The sequence below is a fragment of the Leeuwenhoekiella aestuarii genome, from assembly GCF_004104055.1.
GTDB lineage: Bacteria > Bacteroidota > Bacteroidia > Flavobacteriales > Flavobacteriaceae > Leeuwenhoekiella > Leeuwenhoekiella aestuarii.
Genome location: NZ_QOVJ01000021.1, coordinates 1 through 5682 on the forward strand (window position 1 = coordinate 1; position 5682 = coordinate 5682).

The window sequence follows — 5682 nt, forward strand, 5'->3', positions numbered from 1 at the left end:
TCTCATCATCCAAAACCGTCTTAAGTCGATTGAAATCATCATACTCATAGGTCATCTCCTGACCACGAGGATCGGTAATCTTAGTTACTCCCACCAAAGGCTCATACTCATAGGTGGTGACCATAGCGTTGGGAAGTCCGTTTCTCACTTTATTGAGCTCGGTGGTACGCTGAGCATTCGTACTAGAAGGGTTGGTAAGAATAGCTTGATTCACTCCTGTAGCCGTAACCTCGGCCTGAGTAGCATTCTCAATCTTGGCTACAATATATTCACCACTATAACCCCATAAGTAGCTAATATGAGAGCCTTCATCCTTACTTACCTCTAATGGATTACCGTGATTGTCGTATGAATGATAAATTATTCTATTTTCAAAATCATTGGAAGATTTTTTTGACTTTAGAACTTTTAATCTTGCTATAGTATTAAAAAAATCATACTCATTATGACGTTCTATAGAAGCTGTAGTATTTGATGTTGTTTTACTTTGAAGAATAGAGGTTACGTCATTTTTATTATACAAATACTGAAAAGGCGCTGAGCTAAGCAGGTTGAATGAATATTTAAATTCTTTTACAATTTCTTTATTGTCACTGGTACTCGTAATAATAGTTTTAGGTTTAAAAAAAGTTGGATCATAAATATATGATTCCATTTCTTCTACTTTTTTACCACTGTTAAAATACATCGTGGTCTTAGTACTTTTTAGATCGGCTCTACCTGATGAAGGGTAATAGCTTTCTGACAAAAAATATAATGGAGTACCTAATGGAGGTATTTCAGTTGGATTTGGGTGATAAGTTCCAGTATAAAAAATAACTGGAAGTATTGAAACTGATCTGAAATTTTCAAACCTACTTGAATTTTGGTAATATTTATCTTGACTATATTGATAAGTATTTTCGAGTGTTTTTATTAAATTATTTGAACTATCAAAAATACTATCTTTTGTAAGAAGCCCATATTTCCAATCATCAACAACAGTAGGTGTATAAGGTAAAAATTGATCGATATATGCCGGAGAATCATTAAAATTTGTAAAATATTTAATTTCTTTCCCTAAAGAATTATTCCCAGATTTAGTTTCAATTAGTACACGCTTATAAATAACAGGGCTACCGTTACTATATCCTAAATCTTGAACTGGATTGGATTGTCGAATTATTACATTATCACTTAACCCTAAATATCTTTCTGGAGCAGGATACATATAACCTCCATATCTATCAGAAGCTTCTCGATTCTCATAATAAACGGTGTAACTGTACTTAGGATATACTCCTAAGGATCCTGAAGAAGAATTGTCTGGCATTAAGTAAGAATATCTCTTGACATTGGCGACTTGATTCTTATCATAGTTTATTATTCTCTTTACTCTTAATCCTCCGGCATAAAACTGCTTATGTTTGTAGGTATGTACTGTTTCTACATCACCAAGTATTGAGATAGAAGTATTTACATATGCATAGTAATTACTCATTTGTGAATGGGTGTAAAGGTGAATATAATAGGTCTGCCCTGGATTTAACTGCGCTGTCTGAAACTCTATCTGACCTCCATACTGATCTAAATTAATCACTTTTCGGACAATTGGAGGAGCATAAAAATTTGTGCTGCTATGCAATTCAAAGGTTACTGTAGGATTAAAATTAGCGGCCTGATAGCCAGCGCCTACATTAATTTTGATTTTATGTGCTATATTATCTTCACCACTAAATTGAAAACTTTCTACATTTGTTCCGAAAGACACGTTACTATCTACAGTTTGACTAATACTATTCACTAAAATCTCTGATTCTTGATATTGAGAAGATGTAAATTCAACATCTAGCCTCGGATCATCAGCTTGATTAGCCTCCATATCAAAAATAGTAGAACCTCCTGTAGGGTATTCTATTTTTTTTAAGCTACCATATTTCACATATAAGCTATCTGTATCACGATTACTACCTGGTAGTTCAAATATTCCATGTCCTAAACCATTTGGAAATATTTCATGTGGAACTAATACATCTGTCCTTCCCGTATAATACCCCCAATGATCGGGTAAACCTGTGTACATATTTGGCAAACTTCCAACATATTCAAATTTATAGGGTCTTTCCGTTACAAATGGATTATCTGAAAATGGAGTAATACTCTTTAAAGTCAGTCTGTTTAAGGATTGGTCGTGTCCCAATATAAATCCTCTATTATTACTTTTGTTATCTTCAACAGTAATCCTATCTAAATGGCCAAAACTCGTAGATGTTGTAGAGTATTGAAAATTAACAGCTACGTTATTAGGGAAAGAGATTTTCTTTATTCTCCAAGACATAATATCCATAGAACTACTATTACTTAATACTCGTTCACCACCTTGCTTATCGATTCTAGAATATCGCGTATTTGAATAAGATATATTATAAGCATTAAAGTACTCAGGTTCATATTGAAAAGTTATAAACTTTCCAGGTGATTTAAATGATTCAATTTTTGACAAAAACCAGGAAGAAGCAAACTTATTGTTCGGTTGATCATAAGGGGTTGTTACAGTAGTCTCAACTTTATCAAAATGATATTTAACTCCTTTTTCATCCGTTATTATAAACTTATTTATACCATTTTGGAAACTAGCAACCGGACTTATTTGTCCATAAAACTTCTCTATTTTAATCTTTTTTTGATTTAACAATAAAATATCTCCGTTTCTACCCAATATAAATTTTCCACTTTGACCACCAAAATTATAATTGAATATATCAGCCTGACTATCCTGAACATTCGCATACATCCTATTAAACGGACGAAGATCTACACTGCTAGGTGTATTCCCATCGTCTGATGTCTGTGGTAAGGAATGATTTATAAACCCAAGGCCGCTTAATTCATCGTATGTTCCTCTTACACTTCTTGAAATTACACCTCCAGCATTAAGAACCCAACCCAGACCCTCTCTGGAAGTCCTTTCATTCAATTTAATACCACCCAAATGATAATCCAGTGAAATATTCAAAGAAAGTCCGTTATTGTTTCCTGAATATGAATAAACTGGAATATTCACGGCTGGAACCCCCGTAGCTTCACTTACAGGATACTCCCCAAACTTATTTAATGCTGCTACCTCTGGAGAATTTGGAATATAATTTTCTAAAGTAGGATTTAGTGAAGTAATATCGTTGTTATTCTGTGCATTAAGTTTACTTAAAAAAATTAAAACACTAAATAGCGCAATACTTTTTAGCCTAATATTCATTGTTTGTAAATATTTATTATTCTAAATCTTAAAGCTTATTCAATTTTAGTCTTTTAAAGGCTATGCTTAAAAATTATATAGTCTTAATTCATAAATTAAGACTAATACTTATTTATAAATGGTCAAAAGAAACGATTTATCGAGATTTAAAATCTGATAGTGTTGGAAAAGGTATCCTCCTTTATTAAATGTTTCAAAATTCAATTCAAAATCGGCTTCCGTATAGTTTTGTAAACTTTATGGTTATTCTCTGTTTGTGATTTTTGTGTTGTAATTTTTGCTGCCATCGGTATAAGTAATAAATTATACCTTTTTAAACTAAATAAAGCACGCGCCTTTATAAATGAATTTTCTTACTCTCCAGTAGTTACTTTAGTATCGAACTTTAGATAATATCTCCTAGTTAAACTACTTTTAAGTTTTTACGATAATTTCAAAGAAGATTTGGTAGTATTTACAGTTAGAGTAAGCGCAGTGTTGTTAGTTAAAAAATGCTTGGCCGCATTTCATCAGCAGACAGTAGCATAAAATACGTTGTCATATTTGAACTTTAATTTTCGTGAAAAATGAAATATTTAGAATTAAAAAATATTTTTTTCATTCGTTAGTTCAAATGATATAAGGGCAAAGTCACAATAAAACGTATCTATTGAATCTACTTAGAAAAGAAGTGCTAAATTCGGTGCTGAAATATTTTTAAAAAATATAAACTATTTATTTTCAAAAGCATAAGTAATTTTAGATAGTTCCTCTTTCTCCGCTAAAAGACCTAAAATAGGCAACAAAAACCCTGTAAATATCTGATTTACAGGGTTTTTTATTTTTATTGATTTCATTTGACATCAAATAATATCAAACAAAAAGGGGCTAATTCGGTGGACCTTTTTCAATTTTAAAAGGGTCCACCAGAGCATCACAACACGCTGTATATAAAGCACTTAATCTTTTATTTTGTTTAAATAAAATTGAGTAAATTGAAGCAAATCAATACTCAAAAGATATGTCTTTGTCTCTTTCACTTCTATTTTTCATAAAAAAAAGTAAAGTAAATTCCTTAGGAAAAACCTCAATCTTCCTTAGAATCACACTCGACGGACGTCGTTGTGAATTCAGCGTCCACCGAAAGGTCCACCCTAATTATTGGAATTCAAAAACTCAACTTGTTTTAGGCAACTCTGCAGAAGCTCAAGAAATTAATCGACATCTTAGTGTTATGAAAAATAAGGTTTACTCAATTCAACAGAACTTTGAGAGAGAAAATAGTTCTTATTCTGCATTTGATATTAGAGATGTTCTAATTGGAAAAGATAAAACCCAAAAAAAACTACTCGAGATTTTCCAAGAGCACAATGACAAAGTAGAAAGTCTTATAGGCAAAGATTTCGCCGCCGGAACTGCAGAGCGCTATCGAACCTGTAAAAAACACGTGGAGGCTTACATTAAGCAGAAATATCAGAGAAATGATATTCCCGTTCAAGATGTAGATCATAAGTTCATCACGGGTCTAGAATACTACTTGAAAACAACCCGTAAGTGTGCGCACAACTCAGCTATAAAGTATATCACCAATTTCAAAAAAATTATTCGTATTGCACACGCAAATGACTGGATTGATAAAGACCCCTTTTTGCACTGGAAGGCGAAGCTCAAAATTGTGGAACGTGAATTTCTGACTGAAGAAGAAATTCAAAAAATCATCAATCTCGACTTGAAAATGGAACGGCTTGATCAGGTACGTGATATTTTTATCTTTTGCTGTTTTACAGGGCTAGCGTACGCCGATGTGAAAAAGCTGAATAGAGGCGATATTAGCATAGGAGTAGATGGTGAGGAATGGATAAAAACAAAGCGCTCTAAAACTGACACTAGAAGCAATATCCCGATTTTACCTATTGCTAAAACAATTATTGAAAAATACAAAGAAAACGAGCTGCTGAAAGATAGAAATCTAGTACTCCCCGTTTTAAGTAATCAAAAAATGAATGCATATATCAAAGAAATTGCAACATTGGCAGGTATACCTAAAAACCTAACTTTTCATTTGGCACGTCATACTTTCGCAACAACGGTTACCCTTAGTAATGGTGTCCCAATTGAATCTGTAAGTAAAATGCTTGGTCATACCAATCTTAAAACAACTCAACATTATGCTAAGATTTTAGATATGAAAGTTTCCCGGGATATGTCTGTTTTGAAAGATAAGTTCAAATCTAAAGTCTAGTCATCCCATTTATGTTTTGGCTCTAATTTTTGAACATAGTCAAAAATTGGACTCCTCAAAGTCGGCTCTTTTAAATTAAAATCATTTTTGGCATAGATTTGAGCTATTATTTGCCAATTATCCATCTTCCATTTTTTTGATTTTAAGAAGAACTGAGGTAAAAAACAACTCTTTTCAACATTAAATTTGAGACATACTTATCCTTTGCTAAAATCTGTAACTACAA

2 protein-coding genes are annotated in these 5682 nt (G+C 32.4%); one reads left to right on the forward strand and one right to left on the reverse strand.

All coding sequences use genetic code 11. From position 1 onward, the window contains the following. On the reverse strand, nt 1-3235 hold a 3235-nt coding region (locus tag DSM03_RS18830; RefSeq protein ID WP_161568076.1), incomplete at its 3' end, for an RHS repeat domain-containing protein. A gap of 1000 nt (nt 3236-4235) precedes the next feature. Here DSM03_RS18830 and DSM03_RS18835 point away from each other — a divergent pair. Continuing rightward, a complete protein-coding gene (locus DSM03_RS18835; protein WP_128761302.1) occupies nt 4236-5456 on the forward strand; it encodes a site-specific integrase in 1221 nt (406 codons plus the stop codon). Nucleotides 5457-5682: the final 226 nt, after the last annotated feature.

Excerpts from the sequence above, each read along its gene's own strand:
- DSM03_RS18835 (WP_128761302.1), top strand. The coding sequence starts at position 4,236 with ATGTCTTTGTCTCTTTCACTTCTATTTTTCATAAAAAAAAGTAAAGTA.